Source organism: Litoreibacter roseus, from assembly GCF_009811795.1.
Lineage (GTDB): Bacteria > Pseudomonadota > Alphaproteobacteria > Rhodobacterales > Rhodobacteraceae > Litoreibacter > Litoreibacter roseus.
In genome coordinates this window covers 147279-172145 of record NZ_BLJE01000001.1, presented here as the reverse complement: position 1 = coordinate 172145, position 24867 = coordinate 147279, and the positions used below count along the sequence as shown (strand labels likewise).

25 protein-coding genes and 1 riboswitch are annotated in these 24867 nt (G+C 56.7%); of the genes, 4 read left to right on the top strand and 21 right to left on the bottom strand.

What is annotated here, in order from left to right:
- Window positions 1-24 precede the first annotated feature (24 nt).
- Entirely contained in the window at window positions 25-1026 is a 1002-nt protein-coding gene (locus tag KIN_RS00825; protein ID WP_159804073.1) for a glycosyltransferase family 2 protein, read from the bottom strand.
- A gap of 96 nt (window positions 1027-1122) precedes the next feature.
- Between KIN_RS00825 and KIN_RS00820 the strand changes: the two genes are divergently transcribed.
- A complete protein-coding gene (locus tag KIN_RS00820; RefSeq protein ID WP_159804072.1) occupies window positions 1123-2025 on the top strand; it encodes a glycosyltransferase family 2 protein in 903 nt (300 codons plus the stop codon).
- On the opposite strand, the gene KIN_RS00815 is transcribed toward KIN_RS00820, so the two are convergent.
- From KIN_RS00815 to miaB, 12 genes are all read right to left on the bottom strand, one after another.
- The gene (locus KIN_RS00815; RefSeq protein ID WP_159804071.1) at window positions 2000-3547 is read right to left on the bottom strand and encodes a hypothetical protein; all 1548 of its coding nucleotides are present in this window, start codon (window positions 3545-3547) and stop codon (window positions 2000-2002) included. The two genes, KIN_RS00820 and KIN_RS00815, sit on opposite strands and share 26 nt — an antisense overlap.
- 158 nt (window positions 3548-3705) lie before the next feature.
- Entirely contained in the window at window positions 3706-4332 is a 627-nt protein-coding gene (locus KIN_RS00810) for a (d)CMP kinase (protein WP_159804070.1), read from the bottom strand.
- Window positions 4329-4739, bottom strand: a complete 411-nt coding sequence (locus KIN_RS00805; RefSeq protein ID WP_159804069.1) for a GFA family protein — start codon at window positions 4737-4739, stop codon at window positions 4329-4331. The genes KIN_RS00810 and KIN_RS00805 overlap by 4 nt, the downstream gene beginning before the upstream one ends.
- The gene (locus KIN_RS00800) at window positions 4732-5220 is read right to left on the bottom strand and encodes a hypothetical protein (RefSeq protein WP_159804068.1); all 489 of its coding nucleotides are present in this window, start codon (window positions 5218-5220) and stop codon (window positions 4732-4734) included. The genes KIN_RS00805 and KIN_RS00800 overlap by 8 nt, the downstream gene beginning before the upstream one ends.
- Window positions 5217-6566, bottom strand: a complete 1350-nt coding sequence (aroA, locus tag KIN_RS00795; RefSeq protein ID WP_159805280.1) for a 3-phosphoshikimate 1-carboxyvinyltransferase — start codon at window positions 6564-6566, stop codon at window positions 5217-5219. Before aroA ends, KIN_RS00800 begins: the two co-directional genes overlap by 4 nt.
- A gap of 65 nt (window positions 6567-6631) precedes the next feature.
- Complete coding sequence (gene trmB / locus KIN_RS00790) at window positions 6632-7351, bottom strand: tRNA (guanine(46)-N(7))-methyltransferase TrmB (protein WP_159804067.1); 720 nt, start codon at window positions 7349-7351, stop codon at window positions 6632-6634.
- Window positions 7352-7359: 8 nt separating this feature from the next.
- Window positions 7360-8541 (bottom strand): methionine adenosyltransferase, encoded by a 1182-nt coding sequence (gene metK, locus KIN_RS00785; RefSeq protein ID WP_159804066.1) that lies wholly within the window; start codon window positions 8539-8541, stop codon window positions 7360-7362.
- Window positions 8542-8547: 6 nt separating this feature from the next.
- Window positions 8548-8598, bottom strand: a riboswitch (SAM-SAH riboswitch).
- A gap of 34 nt (window positions 8599-8632) precedes the next feature.
- A complete protein-coding gene (gene lnt, locus KIN_RS00780) occupies window positions 8633-10123 on the bottom strand; it encodes an apolipoprotein N-acyltransferase (protein ID WP_159804065.1) in 1491 nt (496 codons plus the stop codon).
- Window positions 10124-10125: 2 nt separating this feature from the next.
- Window positions 10126-11019, bottom strand: coding sequence for a hemolysin family protein (locus KIN_RS00775; protein ID WP_159804064.1), 894 nt, complete (start codon window positions 11017-11019; stop codon window positions 10126-10128).
- Between the two features lie 33 nt (window positions 11020-11052).
- Window positions 11053-11559, bottom strand: a complete 507-nt coding sequence (ybeY, locus tag KIN_RS00770) for an rRNA maturation RNase YbeY (protein WP_159804063.1) — start codon at window positions 11557-11559, stop codon at window positions 11053-11055.
- A 38-nt stretch (window positions 11560-11597) separates the two neighbouring features.
- Window positions 11598-12608 (bottom strand): PhoH family protein, encoded by a 1011-nt coding sequence (locus tag KIN_RS00765; RefSeq protein ID WP_159804062.1) that lies wholly within the window; start codon window positions 12606-12608, stop codon window positions 11598-11600.
- 106 nt (window positions 12609-12714) lie between these two features.
- Window positions 12715-14025: a tRNA (N6-isopentenyl adenosine(37)-C2)-methylthiotransferase MiaB gene (miaB, locus tag KIN_RS00760; RefSeq protein ID WP_159804061.1), complete on the bottom strand. Its 1311-nt coding sequence runs from the start codon at window positions 14023-14025 to the stop codon at window positions 12715-12717.
- A 112-nt stretch (window positions 14026-14137) separates the two neighbouring features.
- Here miaB and KIN_RS00755 point away from each other — a divergent pair, with 112 nt between their 5' ends.
- Window positions 14138-14992, top strand: a complete 855-nt coding sequence (locus KIN_RS00755) for a hypothetical protein (RefSeq protein WP_159804060.1) — start codon at window positions 14138-14140, stop codon at window positions 14990-14992.
- 67 nt (window positions 14993-15059) lie between these two features.
- On the opposite strand, the gene KIN_RS00750 is transcribed toward KIN_RS00755, so the two are convergent.
- The 8 genes from KIN_RS00750 to KIN_RS00715 all read right to left on the bottom strand — a co-directional run bounded on the left by KIN_RS00750 (window position 15060) and on the right by KIN_RS00715 (window position 23070).
- A complete protein-coding gene (locus KIN_RS00750) occupies window positions 15060-15515 on the bottom strand; it encodes an Hsp20 family protein (RefSeq protein ID WP_159804059.1) in 456 nt (151 codons plus the stop codon).
- A gap of 154 nt (window positions 15516-15669) precedes the next feature.
- Window positions 15670-16461 carry a trypsin-like serine peptidase gene (locus tag KIN_RS00745; protein ID WP_159804058.1) on the bottom strand — a complete coding sequence of 264 codons (792 nt, stop codon included), beginning with the start codon at window positions 16459-16461 and terminating at the stop codon, window positions 15670-15672.
- 61 nt (window positions 16462-16522) lie between these two features.
- On the bottom strand, window positions 16523-17929 hold the full coding sequence (gene glcF / locus KIN_RS00740) for a glycolate oxidase subunit GlcF (protein WP_159804057.1): 1407 nt from the start codon (window positions 17927-17929) through the stop codon (window positions 16523-16525).
- A gap of 28 nt (window positions 17930-17957) precedes the next feature.
- Window positions 17958-19076 (bottom strand): FAD-binding protein, encoded by a 1119-nt coding sequence (locus KIN_RS00735; protein WP_159805278.1) that lies wholly within the window; start codon window positions 19074-19076, stop codon window positions 17958-17960.
- 43 nt (window positions 19077-19119) lie between these two features.
- Window positions 19120-20553 (bottom strand): FAD-linked oxidase C-terminal domain-containing protein, encoded by a 1434-nt coding sequence (locus KIN_RS00730; protein WP_159804056.1) that lies wholly within the window; start codon window positions 20551-20553, stop codon window positions 19120-19122.
- 140 nt (window positions 20554-20693) lie between these two features.
- Window positions 20694-21350, bottom strand: a complete 657-nt coding sequence (locus KIN_RS00725; protein ID WP_159804055.1) for a YiaD family glycine zipper/OmpA-like lipoprotein — start codon at window positions 21348-21350, stop codon at window positions 20694-20696.
- A 132-nt stretch (window positions 21351-21482) separates the two neighbouring features.
- Window positions 21483-22352, bottom strand: a complete 870-nt coding sequence (locus KIN_RS00720) for a bifunctional helix-turn-helix domain-containing protein/methylated-DNA--[protein]-cysteine S-methyltransferase (RefSeq protein WP_159804054.1) — start codon at window positions 22350-22352, stop codon at window positions 21483-21485.
- A gap of 34 nt (window positions 22353-22386) precedes the next feature.
- Window positions 22387-23070 carry a Hint domain-containing protein gene (locus KIN_RS00715; protein ID WP_159804053.1) on the bottom strand — a complete coding sequence of 228 codons (684 nt, stop codon included), beginning with the start codon at window positions 23068-23070 and terminating at the stop codon, window positions 22387-22389.
- Between the two features lie 146 nt (window positions 23071-23216).
- Between KIN_RS00715 and nth the strand changes: the two genes are divergently transcribed.
- A complete protein-coding gene (nth, locus tag KIN_RS00710; protein ID WP_159804052.1) occupies window positions 23217-23864 on the top strand; it encodes an endonuclease III in 648 nt (215 codons plus the stop codon).
- Complete coding sequence (locus tag KIN_RS00705; protein ID WP_159804051.1) at window positions 23861-24850, top strand: adenosine kinase; 990 nt, start codon at window positions 23861-23863, stop codon at window positions 24848-24850. The genes nth and KIN_RS00705 overlap by 4 nt, the downstream gene beginning before the upstream one ends.
- The last annotated feature ends 17 nt before the right edge of the window (window positions 24851-24867 follow it).

Sequence of the window (24867 nt, the reverse complement as noted above, 5' to 3'; positions counted from 1 at the left end):
ATCTCACAAGGCGGCGGTAGATGTTCAGGCTTGATTGGGGACGCGCCCGGCGACTCGTTCGTAGATTACCCAGACGAACCCGAAGCCCGCGGTCAGATAGAGAAGCCACAACACGCCCAAAGCGGCAAGACGATCACCGGGCTCCCCAACCTGCTTCAACAGCCGCAGGAAGCCGCTATGAAGCCAGCCAATCAGACCAATCGCGCAGATTACGACCGCGAGAAAGAAGGCGCTGATCGGCATAAGGATTAGTGCAAAAACGCTTACAGCAACGGCGATGACAGACAATTGGCCCCGCCGTCCCGCGTTAAGTGTTTTCGGAACGTCTTTAAACTCGCCGTTCATGATCAGTCTGGACCATGGAACCGCCCTGCCCCAAAAATCTGTGCGCATCATGGACCGGAAGCTCCAGTTCTTTAGATGCTTGCCCTGGATTGCCGGATCAATCTGGATACGACCGCCTTGCCGCCAGATCCGCATACCCAAATCGACATCCTCCATATAGTCTAGCGTTTCGTCAAAGCCGCCGACTGCATCGAATGCGTCATGCCGAACCGCCCCCAAACCCGTCCAGAACGTAACCGCGCCGCCCGCAGCACGATCGTGGTTCCAATGGTGCAACAGATTACGGATACGGCTGATCCGGCCGGGCGCGGCTGGTTTTGTGTCGTAAGCGCCAAAGAGGGCGCTTAGACCGGCATCCGCCGAGAATGCAGCGCGAACGCGATCCAACACGTCGCCAGCCACCACAACATCCGCATCTACGAACAGCACGAGATCGGCGGTCGCGGCCGCGACGCCCCGGTTGCGGGCAGCGGCGGGTCCGACATTCTTATCCAGCGCGATTAGCTGGACCCCAGCAGCGCGCGCGGCCTCTGGCGTGTCATCCCCGGACGCGTCATCTACGACAATAATGCGCTCCGCAGGCGCCCCCGCGTCAAGCAGCCCCTCAAGGCAGGCTTTCAACTCGGCCCGGCATCGAAAAGCGGGCACGACGACGTCGATGTCTAAATCCTTCCCGGTCATGACAGTCCAGCAAAATATGGAAAAATGGCGCGTTGCCTCTCTGGCTTAGCAGGTTTCGAACTCTTACTATTCGATGTACCATGAACGGATGCGGGGATGCCCGCCAAATTAAATCTGATACGGCAACTTTTCGCGGATGAGAGATACACGGGCGCCATGCAGCTAAGCGTTATCGTTCCAACATATAATAGGCCGGAAACTCTGCGATCCTGCGTCGACGCGCTGCAGAAACAGACCGGTTGCACGCTGGAGATCGTGATCGTCGATGACGGATCTGACCAGCCCGTTGACCATCTTCCGGACGGACCGCACGATCTAACTCTGCTTCGGCAGGAGAATGCCGGCCCCGCAGCGGCAAGAAACCGCGGAGCAGCAGCAGCCAAAGGCGATTTATTGCTCTTCACAGATGACGACTGCCGCCCCCAACCGGGGTGGGCAGCGGCCTTCGAGAAGGCGGCGAAGGACGCCCCTGCCCCGACGCTGTTCGGCGGCCAAACGATCAATGCCATCGCAAACGACATATATGCCCGCACAAGCCAAGAGATGAACGATTTTCTCTCCGCTCAGAGCGGCAATGCGGAACCATTCTTCGCCTCCAACAACATCGCCATGCCAGCCAAGCAATTCAGCGAGATTGGAGGCTTTGACACCAGCTACCGGCGCGCAGCAGGGGAAGATCGGGCACTATGTCGAAGCTGGGCTGATGCCGGATTTGGCTTTTCCTATGTGGAAGAGGCTGTTCTCCATCATCACCATGCTTTCACGTTCCGTAAGTTCTGGCGGCAGCATAGGAACTACGGTTATGGCGCGGCGGGGTTTCATCAAAGCGGACCGAAGGGTGCATTCCGTCCCCTGTCTCGCTTAGGATTCTATTGGGGTCTTGTCACTGCCCCACTCCATGAGGAAGTCAGGCCAGCAGGCTTTGCGCGGGCGGGGCTTGTCGGGGTCGCGCAACTGGCAACGATCTGGGGATTTATTGAGGCGCGGCGCGAAGGTTGAGACCTGCCAACCTTGGATGCAGAGCCCAAGCAGAAAATCCCATAAGAATAAGACACCAGATCACACGGCCTTGATAGCGATCAACCGGCGCAGACAGCCCGCCGCAAACAGCCGCGTTGACCAATAACCCCACGGCCAAAAACCAGACACCTTGTCGAAACGGCTGCGAAAAAGATCCAAACCGCAAAATAAGCCCAAGCAGTGCGAGACCGACCGAGATCAACTGTATCTGTTCCACCGCCGCCTTCACGCTGTCATAGGTGTGAAACTCCAGTTCAACGTCAATTGTGCGGGGCCCCAAGACTTCCATAGAACCAAATATCTGGTCGTTCAGCCCAATCAGATAAAGCTGCTCGAAAGCGTTCCCCAGAAGCGCGGTCGTCTGTTCTACCGGGTAAGCTTTGAACGCCTCCCAGATCAGCTCAAGTTCCTCATCCGCAATCCGCTGCGCTTGAATGGGTGTGGCGCGATTGTAAATACTGTCGTCCCCCCAAAGCGCGGCGCCTACGTTTTTCGGGAATGTTGCGTAGACTTCGCAAAGGGTGAAGCGCGGGTCGGGACATGTCGCCTCAAGGTATTTTCGGCCCGGTCCATCTTCGAGCGTACGGGCCAGCAGGATGGGAAAACGCGCGGGGGCAATGGAAATGCTCTTGCCGCTCTTTGGCTTCTCCACCGGCGCTGCTTCAGCCGTCTGTGTCGATGTTGCCCTATCGGGCTCGACCGTCGGAACAAGAAGCGAGATCGCGACGTTCACGCCAAGTGCGATCAGAAGAGTGGCCGCCGATAGTCCCGCCCAGATATAGGAGCGGCGAACAACGTACGCACCGACAAGAAGCAAAAGCATCACGGCGCCAAGCGGGATATGGGCGTAATGGGCCAAGAATGCAAAGGCCATGGTGGCCAGAAGCAGCAGCCGCGTCCATGCGCCCAAATCGGTGCGCACGACCATGATGATGGGCGCAAGTATCAGGTGTCCCGCCAACGTGTCCGGCATGTATTGCGACGTATAGAACGGCAAGCCACTCAAGCCCATCGTTCCCAAAGCCACCAGCGACCGCGTGGCAGTCGGCAGGATCGCTACGAAGGCAAGGATCAGCCAAGCCGTAAGCGCGGAAATCAGGGCGATCGGGCCAAAGACACCGAACAATCGCGTTGTGACATTTGCGTATAGCGAGAACGGTAGTGATCTGAGGCCGAATTTGCGAGACGTGACGTCCGCAGTGGCGGGGCGTAACTGTTCCGCGACCGCATCTTCAGGATTACTTTCGCTTGGTGCAGAGACCGTGGGCTCCGGCGTCGGTTCGCGGTCCGTCTTTTGAGTATCGATACCGAGCTTGTCTTCCAGCATCTCAATCGCAGCGCCGCCACCCTTGTAATAGCTGGCGCTGTCATAAAAGAGCAGCGGATCGCCGTTCAGAAAAGCAGGCCAGAGCCCGATAAGGGTCAGCGTCAAAAAGAGGACCGCAGTTCTGAGGCGCTGAAACGGTGCGGCTATTGAAGCTTCGGATGCGCTCTGCATCATGGATCACATCGCCTTTTCAGATCACGGCATGGATATGCCCATCACATGAAACAGGAATACGCCGCACGGGGCAGTGAGGCAATCATCTGCTGTGGAGGATGGTCCGGTTTTCGCCCACTGCCTTATTTGCAGGCCTTCGTGGAAGGTTTTTTCACCACCTAAAGATCAGCTTGAGGCTGCGGCAGCTTCTCTTCGATGGCAGAAATTGCGGCGGCGACCGCTTGTTCGATCGACATCTCTGATGTGTCGAGTTGAAGCGCATCATAAGCCGCCCGCATGGGTGCGGTCACCCGTTCCCGGTCGCGTTTGTCCCGAACCATGAGATCTTGCAAAACGCCCTCTTCGGTCAAATCCGGATTTTTCGGCGAAAGCTCTGCGAACCGCCTTTTGGCCCGCACAGCGTCTGAGGCTGTTACGTAGAGTTTTACATCCGCGTCCGGACAGATGACTGTCCCGATATCTCGCCCATCTAAAACCGCGCCGCCATCTCGTGTTGCAAAGCTTCGCTGGAAGGCGACCAAAACCTCACGAACTTCGGAGATTGCAGCCACCTTTGACGCGGCTTGGGCGACCTTCGGGGTCCGCAGATCGTCCCGCTCCAGATCCGATGGTCGCAACCCGCCTGCGGCTTTCAACGGATCCTCGCCTTCAAGAACCCGCGCGGCTGTCGCCCGGTAGATCAACCCGGTGTCGAGATGTGCAAAACCGAAGCGTGCCGCGACCTGTTTGGAGATCGTGCCTTTTCCGGCGGCTGCAGGGCCATCTATCGCGACCGTAAAGATCATGATTCACCTTGGACTTGAGTGGTCAACGCCGGATCATCTTGTTCCGCCTTTGGAACGCCGTCGGGAATTTCGTAGTAATCCCCCTTATCCGCACAGAAGATATGCCCTGCGATCTTTAAGTCCCCGGTCTCATCAAGTGTCCCCGCAAAAATCGATGTATGGGTGCCCGGGCCCGTCCAAAAAAGATTCGAACCGCAGATGCCGCAGAACCCCCGTTGCGCGGTTTCAGAAGAACGGTACCAAGACACCTCTCCGTCGACTTCGAGATGCTCCCGGGCGCAAGAGGTCGCCGCGACGTGGTAACCGCTCGTCTTTCTGCACTGCGCGCAATGGCACGCAATGATCGGGCGTAGCTCACCGCTGACGGCATATCGAACGGCGCCACACAGGCATCCACCCTCAAGCATTGAACCGTCTCCTCATCAGCGCGGCCAGCAAAAGTACGACCGCAAGCGTCAGTGTCAAAAACTTCAGCGTCGTAAACGTTCCAATCAATGTGATGACATCTGGTGTCACGACTTCCACCGGAACCCGCATTACACTGGCCACGGTCGCGTTTTCGGTCAAATCAAATGCCGCAAAGGCCAACGTAGCGACAATAATCGCCAGTCGATGCGGCATCTTCCGCGTGACCAACGCGAAGAGGCACGTCAAAGCGACGATGAACGCTGTATCAAGGGGCCAGACCGTCGATAGATACAGTGCGCGCCCCACCGGAGAAAGTACGGTCAGGTAATCCAGCCCCGCGATGGCCTCAAAGCCAAAAGTCTGCAAGTCAAAGCCCAGCAAACCATTCGCTTCCCGCCGCAAAGGTCCAAAGCTGAAGTAAGACAGGCCACCATAGAGCAGCGCAGTTAAACCCGCACAGCCCCACGTCAGCCCCCTCATGAATTCGCGCGCAGAATGGTGGCGCCAAGGTCTTTCATAAGCTTTTCAAATATGGGGAAAGACGTGGCAATCGGGCCACCGTCGTCAATCTTCACAGGGTTCTTGCACGCTAATCCCAAACATATAAAGGACATCGCGATGCGGTGGTCGAGATGCGTGGCACAGGTTCCGCCGCCGGGAACGCCACCCGGCCCCATCCCGTGGACAATCATCGTGTCTTCGTCCTCTTCGACCTCAACACCGCAGGCCTCAAGACCACGTGCCATCGCGTCAATGCGGTCACTCTCCTTGACCCGAAGTTCTTTTACACCGCGCATTATGGTTTTACCTTCTGCAAAGGACGCGACCACCGACAGGATTGGATATTCGTCGATCATGGAGGCCGCCCGTTCCGGCGGAACCTCAATCCCTTTCAGGGTCGAGAACCGCGCCCGCAGGTCCGCAACAGGCTCTCCCCCTTCGATGCGCTCATTCTCATAAGTGAGATCAGCGCCCATTTCGCGTAGGGTCGTGAACAGCCCCGAACGGGTCGGGTTCAGTCCGATCCCCGGCACCAGCACGTCTGACCCATCGACGATCAAACCAACAGCAACGGGAAACGCAGCAGAGCTTGGATCGCGTGGCACCGTGATGGTTTGGGGCACCAACTCTGGCAGACCCTGCAGCGTGATAACGCGCCCCTCTTTTGTCTCTTCCGTTTTAATCGATGCGCCAAAGCCTGTCAGCATACGCTCCGTGTGATCCCGCGTCGCCTCTTGTTCGATGACCACTGTTTCACCAGGTGTATTGAGGCCAGCCAGAAGGACGGCTGACTTCACCTGCGCAGATGGCATGGGAACGGTGTAGCGCGTCGGAACAGGCTCAGCGGCGCCGATCAGCGTGAGTGGTAAGCGCCCACCGCTGCGCCCGTATGTCTGACAACCAAAGAGGGCAAGAGGATCCGTAACCCGTCCCATGGGTCGCTTGTTGAGGGAGGCGTCGCCGGTGAATGTCGCTGCAATCGGCGAGGTGGCCATCGCCCCCATAATCAGGCGAACTCCGGTGCCAGAATTACCGCAATCAATGACCTGATCGGGTTCTGCGAAACCGCCGACACCGACACCATGTACGGACCACTCCCCCGAGCCGAGATCGGTCACCTCGGCGCCGAACTGCCGCATGGCCTTTGCGGTGTCCAAGACATCCTCGCCCTCCAGCAGGCCAGTAATCTGGGTCTCGCCAACAGCCATCGCGCCAAAAATAAGGCTGCGGTGGCTGATCGATTTGTCACCCGGTACATTCGCCACGCCCGTGAGGGGTCCGGATTTGTGCGAGCTCATAGGAATGGGGGTGCCGTGGCTGGACATGGGGCTCTTTCTTTCGATGTGTCGCCGTTCGGGATAGCCCAACCCAAACCCGAGGTCCATCGCGGCTAGCCAGCCAAATGCGTCCTGAATGTCAGATAATGCGGCCGACGACCTTCGCGCAAAGCCTTTTGTTCATAACGTGTTGAGAGCCAGTCCCCCCATGGGTCCCGCCAGTCCTTTGGACTTTCCGCCTGCCATTCAAACCCAGCTCGAGGTACCTCTTGAAGGGTCTGACGCACGTAGTCAGGGATATCTGTCGCCACACGGAACTCCGATCCCGGTTTCATGGCATGAACCAGTGGCTCAAGATGTTCTGGTGTCACAAACCGCCTGCGGTGGTGACGCGCCTTTGGCCACGGATCGGGATATAGCAGGTAGGCTTTGCTGATCGAGCCAGACGGCAGCACATCAAAAAGGTCGCGTGCATCCCCCGGATGTACCGAGATATTGCTGACACCAGCGCGCCGGATCTTACCCAAAAGGGTCGCGACACCGTTGATGAACGGCTCGCACCCAATAAAGCGAACCTCAGGGTTGGCAGCCGCTTGATGAACCAGATGCTCGCCACTTCCGAACCCGATTTCGAGCCAAACCGGATGACCCCCGAACCGGGCTGTCATGTCCAATGGCGTGCGATCAGGGTTGTCTTCCCACGTAACGGGTCCCGGAGACAGCGCTTCGAGGTCTTCTTCGAGATACCTCACTTGCGCGGAATGAAGCGTTTTCCCCTTCATCCGTCCGTAGAAATTACGCCACGGTGCACCGGTTGGATGCTTCTCGGTCATAGGTCCAATCAGACCGCTGCGGTTAGCGCGTCTACCAGATCCCTGCGTTCCCAACCGAAACCACCGTCCTCGTCAGGCGCTCGACCGAAATGCCCATAGGCCGCCGTCCGCTGATAAATTGGTTTATTAAGATCCAGATGCTCGCGAATTCCGCGTGGTGTCAGGTCCATCAGCTGTGGGATCACCCGTTCGATGGTATCATCCGCCACGGTCCCTGTGCCGTGAGTGTCGCAGTAGATGGAAAGCGGCTCGGCGACCCCGATCGCATAGCTGAGCTGAATGGTACAACGGCGCGCCAATCCGGCTGCCACCACGTTTTTCGCAAGGTAGCGCGCAGCATAGGCCGCAGAGCGGTCCACTTTGGTCGGGTCTTTCCCCGAGAACGCGCCGCCACCATGGGGTGCCGCACCACCATACGTGTCGACAATGATCTTACGTCCAGTCAGACCGGCGTCCCCATCTGGACCACCAATGACAAACTTACCGGTTGGATTGACCCACCAAGTGGTATCCGCGTTCAACCACCCCTCAGGCAAGACCTCCCGAATATACGGCTCAACGAGGCTCCGAACATCAGCTGACGTCATCTTCTCGTCCAGATGCTGGGTCGACAGGACGACAGAACCTATACCAACGGGCTGCCCGTTCTCATACCGAACAGTCAGCTGAGATTTGGCATCCGGCCCGAGTGTCGGTTCCTTACCGCTCTTCCGGACCTCTGCCAGCCGCCGCAGAATAGCATGGGCGTAGTGAATTGGAGCAGGCATAAGTTCCGGCGTCTCATCAACTGCGTAACCGAACATGATACCCTGATCGCCGGCGCCCTCATCTTTCTCATTCGACGCATCAACGCCTTGAGCAATGTGCGCGGACTGCTCATGCAGAAGATTGGTGATCTCGACCGTCTTCCAATGAAATTTGTCCTGCTCGTATCCAATATCGCGGATGCACGCGCGAGCGATCTCATCGATCCGCCCCATGTACTCACTGAGCTTATTCTGATCGGATAACCCAACCTCGCCACCGATGACGACCCGGTTAGTGGTGGCAAAGGTCTCTGCAGCGACCCGCGCTTCGGGCTCTTCGGAAAGAAACGCATCGAGGACCGCATCCGAGATCCTGTCACACACTTTATCGGGATGACCCTCGGACACGGATTCCGAGGTAAATAGATAGTCGCTACGTGGCATGGGGAGTGCTCCGTTGGAAAAGTTGATCGTCACGCCAGGAAGCCGTTGTGACGATAATGTCAGAGCGGCCTACAGGCAGACCGGTTCAACGTCAATCATGTGCACGTATTCGTGTGACGAGAACGCCGCAGAGCGAAATCAGCAACACAATCCGCATCGGCCAGTCACCCCATTCTGAGTAGAATGTCACAGGATTGGGATTTGGCAGATCGGCATCAAGATACCCCTCCCGGTTCAATGGCGTATTGGCAATGACCCGGCCCACGGGATCGATGACGGCCGACACACCAGTGTTGGCCGCTCGGATCAATGGCAGACCCTGCTCAACTGCCCGTAACATGGCCTGAGCCAAATGCTGATACGGGCCGGAGATTTCTCCGAACCAAGCGTCGTTCGTGATTTGCAAAATGTAGTCAGCACGCGGAACGTTGCGGAGATTTCGAGGAAAGATCAGCTCGTAGCAAATTAAAGGCAGGGCTTTGCCAAGTCCCGGTATCTCAACCAATTGCGGACCAGGCCCGGGTGCGAATCCACCCCCATCTCGTGCTGCAAGCCCGGCGATGCCAAGCTGGCCAAGCAGATCTCCAAAGGGGACGTACTCACCAAAAGGAACGAGATGATGCTTGTCGTACCGTTCTGACAAGGAACCTGTTTCATCCATCACGACGAGCGTATTTCGATATGCACCGTCCACGAAAGCGTTCGCACCGAAGACAAGAGGCGTGCCAGCAGCGGCCTCGGCCATCAAAGACAATGCGGGTTCGGCGCGATCTAGTCGATAGGCGATAGACGTTTCCGGCCATATGATGGCATCGGGATCGCCTTTCAGGGACGTCATCGAAAGCTGCCTCTGAAAGAACACCGGAATCATCTCGGACTTCCATTTCAGATGCTGCGCGGCGTTCGGTTGAACAAGACGGACCGTCTTTTCCATCTTCGTAGGTTGCTGAGAGATGAGGATGACTAATCCAATTGTCCAAGTTGTGGTGAAAATCGTCGCGGCGATGCCGATGGCAACCGTTCGGCGAGGCAGAAATAACGCGCCCACAATACCCAGTGCGATCAAGCTCAAAAGCGGCGCCCCACCAAAAGCCGCCATCTGCATCACCGGCGTCCCGATCCAGATATGACCGATTGTAGCCCACGGAAAGCCGGTGAAGAGTACGGACCGGAGCATTTCGACGGCCACCCAAATGATAACGAGCACGCCGACGCCGCCGATCCTTCGGGAAACGGCCCAAGTGGCTGCCCATAGCAATGCCAAGCCGCCGCTTAGAAATATCAGCGCGAAGGGCGCCATCCATCCGTGCCGTGCGATGTCTACCAAGAACGGTTCCACGATCCAAAACAGCGCCAACCCAAAATACCCGACGCCAAACAGCCAGCCTCGCCACGCCGCCTGGCCCGCATCAAAGGTCCGTTTGTAAAGAAGAAACGCGCCTAAGAAGGCTGGCAGACTGATCCACCAAAGCGACCAGGGGGCTTGGCCCAGTGCAGCACATACCCCAAGAGCGAGAGAAATAAGTGAAACACGCCAAGATCGAGCCTTATCCGGCGAGAAGGCCGCGTCGAAACCGGGCATTCCTATGTGCGCCCACCCTCTGACGGCAATAGCACCCGCAACCGCTTGATGCGGCGAGGGTCGGCGTCGACGATCTCAAACTCGGCGCCCGAAGGATGCTTTACAACCTCGCCCCGCGTAGGAACGCGACCGGAAAGCATGAAAACCAAACCGCCAAGCGTGTCTACCTCTTCGTCCATTTCGTCGTCAGACAGCCGTATGCCGCTTTGCTCTTCGAAGTCAGCAAGTGGCGCGCGAGCCTGAACAAGATAACTTCCGGCCCGCTCCTGCAGCCATAGCGCGTCCTCATCGACGTCATGCTCATCTTCAATCTCGCCAAGAACCTGCTCAATCAGATCCTCGATCGTAACAAGCCCGTCAACGCCACCATACTCATCGATGACCAGCGCCATATGAGTCCGTTCGGACTGCATTTTCTGTAACAGAACCCCTATGGGCATAGAGGGCGGAACGAACAGCACCGGCCGTGCCATGTCGCGCAAGGTGAAATCACTCTTTTGCCCGTTGAATCCATGTTTCAAGGACAAGTCTTTTAGATGGATCATACCGACCGGCGTATCGAGAGTTTCCTCAAAAAGTGGCAAACGGGTCAGGCCACTTTCCCGAAATACCTTCACAAGTTCGTCCAACTCGATCGTTACGGGGACTGAAATGATCTCGGCGCGGGGGGTTGCGACATCCTCGACCCGCTTCACGTCGAGATTGCCGAGGCCTATTTTCTTCGGCACCGCGACACCGTTTACGTCATCGGACGCGCCTTTCCGCGCCTCAGAAGTCGTACCCATCAGGGTTGCCAAAAGTCGTTTGAACACGCCGTCTGGGGCCTGAGTGTCCGGTGATTTCTTGTCTTGCGCGCTTTGCGCGGCAATAGACGAGCCGTCGTTCTCTTCGCCCATCGGTCCTTTTCCAAATCCAGGCCGGGATAGGCCTTAAACAATATATGGATCACAGATACCCAATTTTGCAAGTATGCGTGTCTCCAGCCCTTCCATAAGGGCAGCATCTTGATCACGAATGTGGTCGAAACCCAACAGATGCAGAATGCCGTGGACAATCAAGTGCGTCGCATGATCATCGAAGGAGCGTTTTAATGCGGCCGCCTCGTCATGGCAGATGTCATAGGCTATCGCGATGTCACCAAGCTCTTCGGCCTCATCGAAGGTTAGATCCGGCATAGCGCCGTCCACATCAGCAGCCCTGTCAACAGAGGGCCACGACAAAACATTTGTCGGAACGGCTTTTCCTCGAAACTCGGCGTTCAGAAGGGCGATCCGGTCGTCATCACAGGCAAGAAGACTGATCTCTGGAGTTTTCAATTTCAAATACTGAATTGTTGCGGCGGCTGCACGACCAGCAATCCGAGTGATCTCAGCGTCCTGCCAACGCGCGTCCTCTACAAGGATATCCAATCCGTTATTGTTTTTTGCGTCAGACATCTGAACATCCGGCGGAAAAGCGCAATTGGTCCGGATTCCTATTTCGCCGCATCAGCCTTGTCGTAGGCCTCAATGATGCGCGCCACCAGCGGATGTCGCACCACGTCCTTCGACGTGAAATAGTTGAAGCTGACGCCTTTGACGTTGTTGAGCAAATCTTCGGCATCGCGCAGACCGGATTTCACGCCGCGTGGCAAATCCACCTGACTGCGATCGCCTGTGATCACCATGCGAGATCCCTCGCCCAACCGCGTAAGGAACATTTTCATCTGCATCGTGGTCGCGTTTTGTGCCTCATCAAGAACGACGAAGGCGTTGGATAACGTCCGACCACGCATGAAGGCCAGAGGGGCAATTTCGATCTTCTTGTCCTCGATGAGCTTGGCGACCTGCTTGCTCGGCAAAAAGTCGTTCAACGCATCATAGAGCGGCTGCATATAGGGATCGACTTTGTCTTTCATATCGCCGGGCAAAAATCCCAACCGCTCCCCGGCTTCGACAGCCGGGCGACTTAAAATGATCCGATCAACCTGCCCTGTCAGAAACATCGAGACGCCAACCGCGACCGCCAGATAGGTCTTGCCCGTACCAGCGGGCCCGATCCCGAACGCAAGCTCATTCTGAAAAAGCGAGGTCACGTAGGCCTTCTGCGCCTGTGTTCGCGGCTCCACGGTCTTTTTGCGGGTTTTGATCTCGACCTGCCCGCCCTTAAACATCTCGATCTGATCACCGTCGCGCACACCGGTTTCGGCACCAGATCCGCCCATGCGGATTTCCGCTTCGATATCGGCAGGCTCTATCTCACGGCCTGACTCCAAGCGGTTATAGAGCGCATTTAATGTCTGGCCCGCCTCTTCGCGCGCTTCGCCCATAACAGCTAACTGGTTTCCACGGCGAATAATTTGCACGCCGAGAGTCTGCTCGACCTGCGCAAGGTTCCGATCAAACTCGCCACATAGATCAATCAGCAACCTGTTATCAGGAAATTCCAACAACACTTCGTGGTCTGCGTCCGCCACCTGCGGTGGGGTCAGGGTGCTTGATGTCAATCCGCTCTCCTGCGTTGGCGTGTTAGGGGATGGTGCCAAGCCCCTTTCGGATACGCAAGCTGGAAGGGAGTAATCTTCATAAAATTGAGACGAAAAACCTGGACACCTAGCCCACCAGTTCCCCTTTGAGAGAGTTTCGGACGCTCTCGACGATCCGTACGGTGCGGATCTGGCCAATATTGTCGGCGGGTGCATCGGCATGAACCGCATGTAAGTATTCCGACTTTCCAATGAGTTGACCTTCTAGGCGACCTGTCTTTTCGAAGAGGACTTTCACCTCTCGACCGACCATGCTGTCCTGAATGGCGCGTTGCTGCTCGGTCAGCAGGGCCTGAAGGCGTTGCAACCGCTCCGAAGAAATATCGTCAGGCACGGACTCTTTCTCCGCGGCGGGCGTCCCAGGACGCGCGGAGTACTTGAACGAATACGCCTGACCGTACCGCACTGTTCTAACGAGAGACATTGTCGCCTCAAAATCCTCGTCGGTTTCTCCCGGAAACCCGACAATGAAGTCCCCGGATAACAAGATATCAGGCCGCGCCGCGCGAATTCGCCGAATCAATGCAATGTAGCCCTGAGCTGTGTGCTTTCGGTTCATCGCCTTGAGGATCTGGTCGGATCCGGATTGTACCGGCAGATGCAGGTAGGGCATCAGCTTTTCACAGGTCCCGTGGGCATCGATCAGCGCGTCGTCCATATCGTTCGGATGGCTGGTGGTGAACCGAATGCGGTCCAGGCCATCAATTTCCGAAAGCTCCCAGATCAGGCCGGACAATCCCCCGGGATGACCACGGTAGGCATTTACGTTCTGCCCCAGCAGGGTGATTTCGCGCACCCCCCGATCCACAAGTTCACGGGCTTCGCCAAGAACGCGTTCTGTCGGACGACTGAATTCCGCACCTCGGGTGTACGGCACCACGCAAAACGCGCAGAATTTGTCGCATCCCTCCTGAACTGTCAAAAAAGCTGAAGGACCGCGCGAAGGACGGGACCGAGCTGGCAGCTTGTCGAACTTGTCGGCCACAGGAAATTCAGTTTCGAGCGCGATTTCGCCCCGATCCAACTGATCCAGCATTGCAGGCAGGCGGTCATAGGACTGCGGCCCCACAACGAAATCGACCAAAGGCTGCCTCCGCACAATCTCCTCACCCTCGGCTTGCGCCACACAGCCAGCAACACCTATCTTCAGATCGGGATTTCCATCCTTCAAAGGCCGCAGACGACCAAGTTCAGAATACACCTTTTCCGCTGCTTTCTCGCGAATATGGCAGGTGTTCAGAAGGATCATGTCGGCCTGATCCATAGCATCAGTCTGCTCATACCCGCGCGTGCTCAACGCTTCGGACATCCGCTCGCTGTCATAGACATTCATCTGACAGCCATAGGTTTTGATAAACAGCTTTTTCGGCCCAGCCATGGCACGATCCTCTGAAAAGGGTGATCGCTGGCATGTACCCCACTCATCCCGGCGTTGCAATTGAATGTCCTTTCGCTGATCTTGCAAAATCAAGCATCAATCAGGACAGGCCATGCACCACCCATCGCTTCAGGCATTTCTGGCGGACGCTCGCACCCATCTATCCCCCTCGGGCCCATACGCGATGGTGTTTGTCGAGGATACAGCCGAGGTGCGATCGACGGTCACCCATTGCCAGAAGCTTGGGTTTAGCGATGTCATCGTCTGTGGACTGCCCGACCTACTGCCAGCGATGGACGACGGATCGGTGCACCTTGTTTCGCATAGCGCTACTAATGCGGTTGAGGCAATAAATGGGATGATCAGCGTCGCGCCGGATGTGTGGCTGCATTATTGCTATAACGCCGAATACCTCTTCTACCCGTTCTGCGAAACGCGCAGCGTGTCAGAGTTGGTCGCGTTTCATGGTGAAGAGCGTCGGCGCGGCATGTTGACCTGTGTTCTGGATCTCTATTCCTCCGATCTGGGCGCACATCCAAATGGCGTCACCGTGGACGGCGCCCACTTTGACCGCGCGGGCTACTACGCATTGGCTCGGCGTGACGACACCGGTGGCACATGCGAACGTCAATACGATTTTTACGGAGGGCTGAGATGGCGCTTCGAAGACCACATACCGGCAGACAAAAGGCGGATTGACCGCATCGGTTTGTTCCGCGCTGAAGAGGGATTGAAGATTTCAAGCGATCACCGCTTTAACATCGACGAATACAACACCTATGCCTGCAAATGGCATCACAACATAACGGGGTCCATCGCGTCTTTTCGGACCGCCAAGGCGCTGCTGACCAACCCCGGATCAATGTATAGTATTCCGCATTTCTGGTGGGACAATTCTACCAAGTTCGAATGGAGTTCGCTTCAACTTCTGGAACTGGGGTTTATCGAACCCGGCCAATGGTTCTGAGGCGGATCTAAAAAGAAAAGCGCGGCCGTGAAGGCCGCGCAAAAGCTCTGTCGTGAGGGGAACTGCCTTAGGCTTCAATCGCCTTGGCATCGACAGACGCTTTACTGTCGATCTGGATTTGGCGCGGTTTCAGCGCCTCGGGGACTTCGCGGGCCAGATCGATGTTCAGCATACCGTTGGCATGTGTCGCACCAGTCACCCGGACATGGTCAGCGAGATGGAACCGACGCTCAAACGCACGGGTCGCGATACCACGGTGCAGATATGTACGCTGATCTTCGCCTTCGGCTTTCTTGGCCGACACGATTAAAGCGTTTTCGCGCTGCTCGACTGTAAGATCTTCTTCGCCAAACCCGGCAACAGCAACCGAAATACGGTATGCGTCGTCATCGGTCTTCTCGATGTTGTAAGGTGGGTATGTCGACGTATTCACGTCGCTCGAGAGAACCCGATCCATCAGGTCAGCAACTCGGTCGAACCCGACAGTCGCGCGATAGAGAGGTGCAAAATCATAAGCTCGCATATGTTTCATCCTTTTCAAAGCAATGTTGCGGTCTTTGTGGCCCTTCCTTTTCGGACAGGACCAGTTTTCTGCCGTCCGAACCCATCATTGGCATTCGGATAGAACAAATCTGGGAACCGCGATTTTGCTTTTCAAGAGGTGCAAAACTCAGATTTTAGGGCACGGACACCTGAGCCTGAGCGGACTGGAGCATCTCCAGATCTGAGTCGGAATAAAGATCACCATCCTGCTCCAATTGGCCGAGAACCAGCAGTAAGTTTTTCTCCAATGACACTGCAAGCGCGACCTCCTGAGGACCCCATTGCGCCTTGGCGGAAACGACCGAAACGATATGCGCTTTGCCGTTTTCCATTCCAAAGATAGGCGCGCCCGATGCGCCGAGGTCAACCTCACATGAGGTGATCAGCATTCCGTCGTCATCCGCAAGCACATAGCATGCCTCTTCAAGCGAAGGCGCGTCCGAGCGCTCCATCGCATAGGACACAACCTGAACGACCTGTCCCGCGCTGGCTGTTTCGCTGGTCTCGAAAGGCAAGATATCCGCAATCGCGATAGGTTCGTTCAATTCAATAACGGCGAGGTCCGTGGCCACACGATCCAGACTGACCACCTGATCGAAGTCGTAATCGGGGTGCACGACGGTGCGCTGCGCGGTTCTGTGTGCGACGGCGTGTCCATCGCGCCATCCAGCAAGAAATTCGATCTCGTTATCAAGCTCCCGCAGGCCAGATTTGGTGTCAAACAGGCAGTGCGCTGCAGTCAGAACTAGATTTGAAGAAATCAAAGTACCCGTGCAAAACCCGGTGCCACCGATATCGATGCGACCTACCGCCTGCCAGTCGCGGCCTGCCTCCGCCGTATCCAGTGAATGAAGCGCGCTAAGATCAGCACTGTAAGCCTGAGACCCGACAAGGGCGCCCGCCAAAAGTTGAAAAACAAACCGCATACCATACTCCATCAACCGTGTACAAAGATGGGGTATTGATATGATTGGGCCGAATTACGGCCTATTCGGAGCGGAGCCGCGGCATCTTCAAATCAATTGTGGCGGAGCGTAAATTCGGATCAAGTGCAGGCGGCCTTGGCCCACCGGATGCCCAGTCAAGAAGTTCAACTGTATGGACGATCGGCACCGACGTCCCCGATCCGATTTGCATCATGCAACCTATATTGCCCGCCGCTATGATGTCCGGCGATTTGGCCTCAAGGGTTTTGACCTTTCGTGCTTTCAATTGGCCCGAAATCTCAGGCTGCATCAGATTATACGTCCCGGCCGACCCGCAACACAAATGAGGATCAGCTGGCTCAACCACTTCAAACCCGGCAATCTTGAGCAGGTCTTTTGGGTACGTTTTGATCTGCTGCCCGTGTTGAAGAGAACACGCCGCGTGATATGCGACACGCACCGCTGCCCCCTCAGTCTGGTCCGGCGTGACACGGTCAGTTCCAGCGATGTCCATCCGCGCGGTGTTCGGACTGAGGCTGATAGCTTCAGGCTTGAGAAGGTCGACAAGGACCTCGCTGACATCCTTCGTCAATCCGGCGATGATCGCCGCATCCTCCGCAAGATCCGTGGTTCGGAACATATGACCGTAGTCTTTCACCGTCGTTCCGCAACCGGATGTATTGATTACGATCGCATCAAGACCATCGCCCGCAATCTCGCGAGTCCAGGCCTTGATATTCTTCGCCGCGGTCCGATGGCTTTCTTCGGTTTTGCCCATGTGATGGGTGAGCGCGCCGCAGCACCCCTGCCCGTCTGCAATTACGACATCGCAGCCGAGCCGCCGCAGCAGCCGGATCGTCGCGTCGTTTATGTCAGTATTTAGTGCGCGTTGCGCACAGCCGGTCATTAGGGCGACCCGCATACGCCGCACGCCTTTCGCAGGAAAAACCTGCGGATCATCATTCAGACTAACGGGCGGAATGGTTTTCGGTGCCATATTCAGCATCGCCTTGAGGCGTGCATCTGGCATCAGTCCTGCAAATGGTCGCCCTATCTTGGCGCCCAACAATGCCACACGAAACCGCGTCGGATAGGGAAGAATACGCGCGAGAATCCAGCGCAAGGCGCGGTCAGACCAAGGACGGTCATAATGTTCTTCAATGTATTCCCGCGCATGATCGACGAGATGCATGTAGTGCACACCGGACGGGCAAGTGCTCATACAGGCCAGACAACTTAAGCACCGATCTATATGTTTGACGGTCTTCTCATCCGGCACACGCTCGTTTTCAAGCATATCCTTGATCAGATAAATACGGCCCCGCGGACTGTCTAATTCATCGCCAAGGACTTGGTATGTCGGACAGGTTGCAGTGCAGAACCCGCAATGAACGCAAGACCTCAGAATCTCGTTCGAGCGCTCGATTGCGGGATCTTTGAGCTGCTCAGGCGTAAATGTTGTTTGCATGAATACCAGATAGTTTGAGGGGAAAGAGTCAGGCAGCAGCGGGAGTGGCCACGCCCATAAGCCCTGTGTTGAGGATGGCGCGCGGGTCAAATTTTTCTCGAAGTGTGGCACTGAGCGCGGCAATTGTCGGGGCCTCTGGATGGAAACGAACCGTAGACGCACCGCGGACCAGCGTCGCGTGGCCGGGAATGCCTGCAAGTGTCGCGCGCACGTCCGTGCTGGTCGGAGCCAGAACCCAGATTAGCCCGCCGCCCCAGTCGAGCAGGCACTGCGCATCCGATAACCGATTGACCACCTGCGGCGTGTCACTGGGCTTGACGGAAATTCGCCAGACGTCACCGTCGGCGCCCGTGAATGGTTCAACATCACGTATCTTTTTCCAAGTTGCCGCGCTGAGGTCAGGATCACTGATGACATCTGCCTTCGCAAATGACGCTAGCTGCTCGGTAAGCATACGCGCACGGTACTCGACTGAATCAGCGAACCCCTCAAGCCTGAGATAGGTTTCCTGTCTCGCGGGATCGTGGGCCGCGCCGGACACCTCAAAGGGGGATCCCAAAGCGGCAGACATCGCTTGTACAGCTTGCGGAACGGGCAAACCCCTTAGTGTAAGAGTTGCGCTTGCACCGACCCCCGGTAGAACCTTGAATGCAACTTCGGATAACACGCCCAACGTCCCGTAGCTGCCAGCCATAAGTTTCACAAGATCGTATCCGGTGACATTCTTCATCACCCGGCCACCGTTTTTCAGCACGGTCCCCTGACCGTCGACAAAACGAACCCCAATCAGACTGTCCCGGCATGCACCCACTTGAATACGCCTTGGCCCAGATACATTCGCCGCGACAACGCCGCCTATCGTTGGAACCCCGTCCGTGCCGAGCACTGCACGGTGATCCATAGGTTCAAACGGAAGTCGTTGATTTTCTGAAGCCAAGGCGGTCTCAATCTCGGACATCGGTGTCCCGGCCTTGGCGACAAGCGTCAGTGCACCGGGCTCGTAAAGCTCGATTCCAGACAGGCTACGGGTGGACAGAACTTGTCCAGATGGCGCGGAAATGCCCCGCGTCCCACCGCCCCGGATGTTAAGCGGCTCGCTTGCCCTCCGGATTATGTCTGCCAGATCGGCTTCGGATGTCGGCTCCAGCACGTTGGATCCCTTTCAAATGTCTCATGTTGCTGCGCGGATTTTAGGCCGCGCGGCGTGTCTCGCTTGATTTGAGGGGAAAGACCTTGGCGGGGTTTAGCAACCAACTTGGATCAAACACGTCTTTGACCTTCATTTGGATGTCCAGATCCTCGGGTGTGAACTGATCTACCATCAGGTCGCGCTTCTCAATCCCGACGCCATGTTCCCCGGTCAGACAACCGCCCGCTTCGACACACAAACGCAGAATGTCAGCCCCCATCGCCTCGCACCGTTCCAAATCACCGGGCTTGTTGGCGTCAAACAGGATGAGCGGGTGCATATTCCCGTCGCCCGCATGAAAGACGTTCCCCACATCCAGACCGTAGTCCTGCGAAAGCTCTCCGATCCGTTTCAGAACAAACGGCAGGGAAGAGACAGGTATCGTGCCATCGAGACACATATAATCGTTGATCTGCCCCATGGCACCGAAGGCCGACTTTCGACCCAGCCAGATCTTTGCGCTTTCTTCGGCGCTCTTGCTTTCGCGCAGTTCTACGGGATCGTGCTTGCGGGCAATTTGAAGGATCACTCCGAGCTGTTCGTCGATTTCGGCCTCGGACCCTTCCACCTCTACGATCAGCAGCGCTTCGCAGTCAGGATAGCCCGCCCCGGAAAATGCGTCCGTCGCGCGAATAACAGGGCGGTCCATGAACTCAATGGCGACGGGCAAAACGCCTGCCTTGATGATGTCGCTGACACACGCACCGGCCACCTCGTTGGAATTGAACCCCATTAGCACCGGGCGGGCGCCCTCGGGCTTTCTCAGGATGCGCAATGTGGCTTCCGTTACGACACCCAATTGGCCCTCTGATCCGCAGATCAGACCGAGCAGGTCGTATCCGGATGCATCAAGATGGGCACCACCCACCTCAACGACTGTACCATCCATCAAGACCATCTTCACGCCAAGCAAATTGTTGGTGGTCACACCGTATTTCAGGCAATGCGCCCCGCCTGAATTCATCGCTATATTTCCCGCGATGGCGCAGGCCAGCTGGGAGGATGGATCCGGAGCGTAGAAGAAATCATCCGCCTCGACGGCGCCGGTGACGCTTAGATTGGTGCGGCCGGTCTGCACCTTGATGTAGCGGTCGTCGTAATTCGTCTCCAGCACGTCATTCATTCGGGCGACCCCGAGGATCACGCTGTCTGCAGTAGGCAACGCACCGCCCGCAAGCGACGTGCCTGCGCCCCTTGGGACGACTGGCACGCCCATGTCGCTGCAGATCTTGAGGACCGCCGATACCTCTTCCGTCGTTCTTGGAAGCACCACGCAAAGCGGCGGACATCTATAGGCCGTCAGTGCATCACATTCGTAGGCACGGGTTTCGAATTCGTCGTCGATCACAGCATCAGAGGGCAGGACATCCCGAAGCCGTTCCACCAATCTCGCCTTGCGTGACACGACGTTCGCGTTTGGAACCGGCATTTCCATTTGGCGCTCTCCCGTAAAAATTGGTAATATCTTTTTACCAATTATTTTCACGCGGGTCAATCGTATCAAATCGAGCCGCGCCAATGGAAATGGCCTGCCCCGTTTCCGGGACAGGCCACTGCTTCACTGTCAGAGATATATTATGCGGCGTTTGGACGAATTATTATTTCCACACGCCGGTTTCTGGCCCGACCAGATGCAGTTTCGTTTGATGCAATCGGGCGTGTCTCGCCTTCTCCGAAGGACCGGATACGTCCGCGGGATACACCTGCGTCTTGCAGAACGAATGACACCGCATCCGCGCGGCGTTCAGACAAGGAGAAGTTGTAGCTGTCACTGCCGGTGCTGTCGGTATGACCGATGATGTTGACAGTCGTATCCGGGTAGTCTCGCAAGTTATTGGCCAATGCCCGTAGATCTGACTGTAGGTCAGAGCGCACGGAGGCACTGTCTACCGCAAAAAGAAGGTCCTGCGGCATCGTCACCACAAGCTCGGATCCCGTGTTCTCAATACGAATTCGCTCGTCCGGAATATCACGGCGTAGTTCAGCGGCCTGCTTGTCCAACTGGTTACCGATAACACCGCCGACAGCGGCGCCGACGCCAGCCCCGACCACGCCCTTGATCAGTTTGTCGTCATCGCTTGAAGCCCCGACAAGTCCACCGATCGCCCCACCGATCAAGGCACCTGTCTTAGCGCGTTGGTTGGGATCACCATTGCCGTTGGCAAGTTGCGCCTCGGTACAAGCGCCAAGCGCAAGGACGGCAGCCGCCGTGATCAAAAGTTTGGAAGTCATCTTACCAGCCTCTCAGGTCTCGTTGGTTCTGAGCGCCTTCATGACCGGGTCTGTCCTGTTATCCAATATCAATGTGAAGGACTTTTGGTAACATTCGGCGTGAACCTGCCAAACCGTGATATTTGTTGCAGGTTAGCCCGCCTCTTTCCGTGCGGTCTCATAGGCAAGCATGGCGCGCTTGAGCGGCAGGCCCCAATGGTAGCCGCCTAAACCACCCGATTTCCGCAATGCGCGATGACAGGGAATAAGCCAACTGATCGGGTTCCGACCAACCGCCGTTCCGACAGCACGCACTGCGCGAGGTTTTCCGATTGAACCCGCGATCTCAGAATAAGTCGTCACTTGGCCGGATGGGATACGCAGCAGCGCCTCCCACACTTTGATCTGAAACGGCGCGCCGATGAGGTAGAGCTTCGTCTCGCCCTGCTCGGCGAAAGCGGCATTGGTCCAAGCTGCGACGGCATCAGGATCTTCTACGAAAGACGCGTTCGGCCAGCGACTGCGCATATCGTCCATCGCGACGTCTCGCCCTGTCTCGTTGGAAAAAGCGACGCCACAGAGGCCGCGATCGGTTCCCATGCTCAACGCTTCCCCGAACGGGCTGTCAAACCAACCATATTTGATTGTCAGGTCTTGCCCTTTCTTGGCGAAATCGCCGGGGCTCATCGCCTCCCAACGCAGAAAGAGGTCATGCAGACGACCGCTGCCAGAGAGACCCACCGCATCCGCCGTCGCGAGCGTTGTGAACTCTTCCGAGAGGAGCGCTTTTGCATGGCCCAATGTCAGATATTGCTGAAACCGTTTCGGGGACACGCCCGCCCAGCGCGTAAAAATACGCTGAAAATGCGCGGGACTAAAGTTCATCCGAGCGGCGAGTTCATCAAGAGACAGGTCCGGACCATGCTGGTCGATCAGCGTGATCGCTCGGCGCATGACTTCGAAATGGTAACCGCCGGTTTCGACCGGCGTATCGTCTTGAACCGATAAAGGTGTCGCTTGCATATCCAACCTCCGCATCTTGCAGGGTCAGATTAGTTTAACCGGCAGACCGGAGCGACCCGTTACTTGCGACTTCATAAAGCTCGCTCTGAAAATCATCGCGTACACCCCGATCTTTGGCACGATCAGAGCGCAAGAGGGATTTGCTGCACAAATCCAGTGCCGCGGCCTCCCAGCCATGAAGAACATAGTGATCCGCATTAACTTTGGCGGCGTCTGGATAAATAGACTGCACAAGCGGGTCAGTCCCATCGGCCTCAACCCAAAGACCATCGACAGATATCAGCGCACGCTTATCCATGATGAGTTGATATATCGGTTGATCAACGTCCATTTTCACAGGCTCTGCATCACCGAGCATGGCCGCCTCGATCAGCATAGTCGCTTGACCGATGTAAAGCTCAAGCACCCAATCAGAAATTAGAAAGCGCGTCGCGGGGGAAACCAGAACCCCGGCACAGGCCAGCATGGTAAAAGGGCCGGCATCTGACTGGGATAAGCGAAATGTGGCGATGTCGGAAATCATTTGCGTCCCACCGCCAAATGTCTGCAGCCTGTCGCCCGGTTTGAGCCAGGCGATAGGGGCGGGCCCATCATCGGTCATGACAACGGCCTCGTTGCTCAAGGCGCTGTGCTCAAGCCCGTCTTGATGCACAAAACAACCACCCGAGAGCGGTACCGGGTCCGGGAATTCGGCGGCTTGGGACGTATGCTTTTGCATCAGGCTCTCCTCAACTTTGGCAAACTCTGCCGCCAAATCCCAAAAAGAACGGTTAATGCATCACAGGTATTCCGCCAATTTCATCTAAAACTTTAGCGAGATCGGGCGCTTGCCCCACGCTTCCAGTTTCGGCATACCCCCCGCCTATGGCCAAGCAGCTTTCATACCAAGAAATTCACAAAATCTTCGAGCGGTTCCGTGATGCAGAGGCCGAGCCGAAAGGAGAACTGCACCACACCAACGTATTCACGTTGGTTGTCGCGGTGGCATTGTCTGCTCAAGCGACAGACGCGGGTGTCAACAAGGCCACGGGCGCGCTTTTCGAGATCGCTGACACACCGGAAAAGATGCTCGCGCTCGGTGAAGAGAAGTTGATCGAGCACATCAAGACGATTGGGCTTTACCGAAACAAAGCCAAGAACGTGATCAAGCTCAGCAAAATTCTGGTCGACCAGTACGATGGTGAAGTCCCGTCGTCTCGCGCCGCACTCCAATCGCTTCCCGGCGTCGGTAGAAAGACTGCAAATGTCGTACTGAACATGTGGTGGGGTCATCCCGCCCAAGCGGTCGACACGCACATCTTCCGCATCGGCAACAGAACCGGCATCGCCCCCGGCAAGGATGTCGACGCGGTTGAACGATCTATCGAAGACAACATCCCCGTTGAATTCCAACTTCACGCGCACCACTGGATGATCTTACATGGCCGTTACGTGTGCAAAGCCCGCAAACCGAATTGCCCGAACTGTCTGATCCGAGACCTTTGCCCCTTTGAGGAAAAAACCGACTTATGAGCAGCTACGACGTTATTGGGATCGGCAACGCGATTGTCGACGTTATCTCCCACGCCCCAGACACATTTCTCGGCCATATGGGGATCGAGAAAGGCATCATGCAGCTGGTCGAACGGGACCGCGCCGAGGTTCTTTATGCAGCGATGTCCGACCGGCGGGAGGTCCCAGGCGGATCGGTCGCAAACTCTTTGGCCGGTCTTGGCGAGCTTGGGTTGGCCTGCGGATTCACGGGCAGAGTCGCGAACGACTCCCTGGGGCAATTCTATGCCAACGCGATGGAAGTGGGGGGGACCTCGTTTCTCAATGCACCCGTGAATGGTGGGGAACTGCCAACATCTCGTTCGATGATCTTCGTATCGCCCGACGGCGAGCGGTCCATGAACACCTATCTGGGCATCTCGGCCGAGTTGTCGCCCGGAGACGTGGACACTACCGCCATGAGCAAAGCGCGTTTCCTTTTTCTTGAAGGCTATCTCTTCGATAAAGATCTCGGGAAACAGGCTTTTGAAGCCGCAGCGCAGGCCTGCCGCAGCGGGGGCGGGCGTCCCGGGATCACGCTGAGCGACCCGTTCTGCGTAGATCGTCACCGTGGAGACTTCAAGAAGCTGATCGATGGGCCAATGGATTGGGTCATCGGGAATGAGGCGGAATGGCTGTCGCTTTATGAAACGGACGATCTGAACGCCGCACTCTCGGCCGCCGCATCCGCCTGCGACACGGTTGTCTGCACCCGGTCGGGAGATCCCGTGATTCTGAAGCAGCACAGCGAAACAGTGGAAGTTCCGGTTACACGGGTGACACCCGTAGATGCGACCGGCGCGGGCGATCAGTTCGCGGCGGGCTTTCTGTTCGGCTTGGCGACAAACAGGACGATTGAGGTTTGTGGCAGAATGGGTGTCTTGATGGCTGCGGAAGTCATTTCCCACATCGGCCCCCGGCCCGAAAGCGACCTGCTCGCATTGCTGCGGGCCGAAGGACTGATCTAGCCAACCGCGAGAGATGC